This window comes from Clostridium sp. Marseille-Q2269 (assembly GCF_943736985.1).
In the GTDB taxonomy this organism is placed as follows: Bacteria; Bacillota; Clostridia; order Clostridiales; family Clostridiaceae; genus Clostridium_F.
Genome location: NZ_CALSFS010000003.1, coordinates 255,334 through 257,810, shown reverse-complemented (window position 1 = coordinate 257,810; position 2,477 = coordinate 255,334). Strand labels below are relative to the sequence as shown.

At 43.5% G+C, this 2,477-nt stretch carries 1 protein-coding gene; it reads left to right on the top strand.

Annotated features, from left to right (window positions below; all coding sequences use genetic code 11):
* Positions 1 to 1,701, top strand: a 1,701-nt coding sequence (locus NGI68_RS07365) for an exosporium glycoprotein BclB-related protein (protein WP_286010091.1), incomplete at its 5' end; no start/stop codon positions are given.
* Positions 1,702 to 2,477: the final 776 nt, after the last annotated feature.

Genomic DNA, 2,477 nt, shown 5'->3' with positions numbered 1-2,477 from the left:
TCTGGCCCTCAAGGTGTCACTGGAGTTACTGGATCTACTGGAAATACTGGCCCTCAAGGTGTCACTGGAGTTACTGGAGCTACTGGAAATACTGGCCCTCAAGGAATTACTGGAGTAACTGGTCCTACTGGCAATACTGGCCCTCAAGGAGTTACTGGTGCTACTAGTGTTACTGGCCCTCAGGGTATTACTGGAGTTACCGGTCCTACTGGAAATACTGGCCCTCAAGGTGTCACTGGAGTTACTGGATCTACTGGGGATACAGGTCCTCAGGGTATTACTGGAGTTACTGGTCCTACTGGAAATACTGGCCCTCAAGGTGTCACTGGATCTACTGGCAATACAGGCCCTCAAGGTATTACTGGAGTCACTGGACCTACTGGGGATTGTGGCCCTCAAGGTATTACTGGAGTTACTGGTCCTACTGGCAATACTGGTCTTCGAGGCGTTACTGGAGTTACCGGTCCTACTGGAAATACTGGTCCTCAAGGTGTCACTGGAGTTACTGGATCTACTGGGGATACAGGTCCTCAGGGTATTACTGGAGTTACTGGTCCTACTGGAAATACTGGCCCTCAAGGTGTCACTGGAGTTACTGGAGCTACTGGAAATACTGGCCCTCAGGGTATTACTGGAGTCACTGGACCTACTGGGGATTCTGGCCCTCAAGGTGTCACTGGAGTTACTGGATCTACTGGAAATACTGGCCCTCAAGGTGTCACTGGAGTTACTGGAGCTACTGGAAATACTGGCCCTCAAGGGATTACTGGAGTTACTGGTCCTACTGGCAATACTGGCCCTCAAGGAGTTACTGGTGCTACTGGTGTTACTGGCCCTCAGGGTATTACTGGAGTTACCGGTCCTACTGGGGATTCTGGCCCTCAAGGCGTTACTGGAGTTACCGGTCCTACTGGAGATACTGGACCTCAGGGTATTACTGGAGCTATGGGGGTTACTGGACCTCAAGGTATTACTGGAGCTATGGGGGTTACTGGACCTCAAGGTATTACGGGACCTAGAGGTGCTACTGGTTCTCAAGGTATTAGAGGCATTACCGGGCCTAGAGGTGCTACTGGTTCTCAAGGTATTAGAGGCACTACTGGAGCTCAGGGTATTAGAGGTATTACTGGGCCTAGAGGCGCTACCGGGGCTCAAGGTATTAGAGGTATTACTGGACCTAAAGGAGCCACAGGTGCTCAAGGATCAGTTGCTATAATCCCATATGCATCTGGAGGTGCTGTTGCATTAGTAACTGTCTTGGGAGGATTGGCCAATACCGGTGCTTTGATCGGATTTGGAAGTTCATTTGCTGGGGTTGGTGTTTCTGCAGGAACTATAACTTTAAATGCTTCTATTTCAGATTTTGCATTTGTTACTCCTCGCAGTGGTACCATAACATCATTAGCTGGATTTTTTAGTGCCACTATTGCATTAAATTTAGGAGGATCTATAAGAATTAAATTACAAGTATATAGAGCACCCTCTGATAGTAACACATTTACTCCAGTTGGAACTGCTTTGCAATTGAATCCAGCCTTAGCAGTAATTAATATTGGTACTACTGCAACTGGTATTAGTACCCAGAATATCTCTGTGGCTGCACAAGAGAAGCTATTATTAGTTGCTTCTTCTGTTCCAACTGGTATAAGTTTAGCTTCCACTGTTACTGGATATATAAGTGGCGGAATAACTATAAACTAGATATAAATTAAATTTTTAATTTATATTTACAAATACCATAATGAAACTATTATATTTATCATAGCAATGATAATGGGTCATCTCAAAATAAAAGTTTGAGATGACCCATTTTTTTATACTCATATTTAAACAAGAATACATTTCACAAATTCCTATCTATGGCTATTATGATTTAAAAATAATTTTATACTACTTTATTGTGTCAAAAGTAAATACATATCATACATTATAATAATACTGCTCTATAAAAGTTTAATACTTTCCTTTATGTAAAAGATAATTTTCCTTATAATTGTATGATGAAATTTAGATATTGCACTTAAATTGCTAATTCATCATATTATATAATGATGCTAATATATTAAACTTTATTAGCTAAAATGTAACTATACTTTAAAATGGAAGGTGATTTACTTGAGTAATAGATGTAAAATGATATGCATGCCAAGTTGTGGCTGTGGTAGATGTACTTGCCCTCCGGGTCCTACTGGTACTACTGGCCCTGCTGGTGTTACTGGACCTACTGGACCTCAAGGTTTAATTGGTCCTACTGGTCCTGAAGGTACTACTGGTGCCGCTGGTGCTACTGGTCCTATCGGTACTACTGGACCTCAAGGTTTAATTGGTCCTACTGGCCCTGAAGGTACTACTGGTGCCGCTGGTGCTACTGGTCCTATCGGTCCTACTGGACCTCAAGGTTTAATTGGTCCTACTGGCCCTGAAGGTACTACTGGTGCTGCTGGCCCTACTGGTCCTATCGGTCCTACTGGACCTGC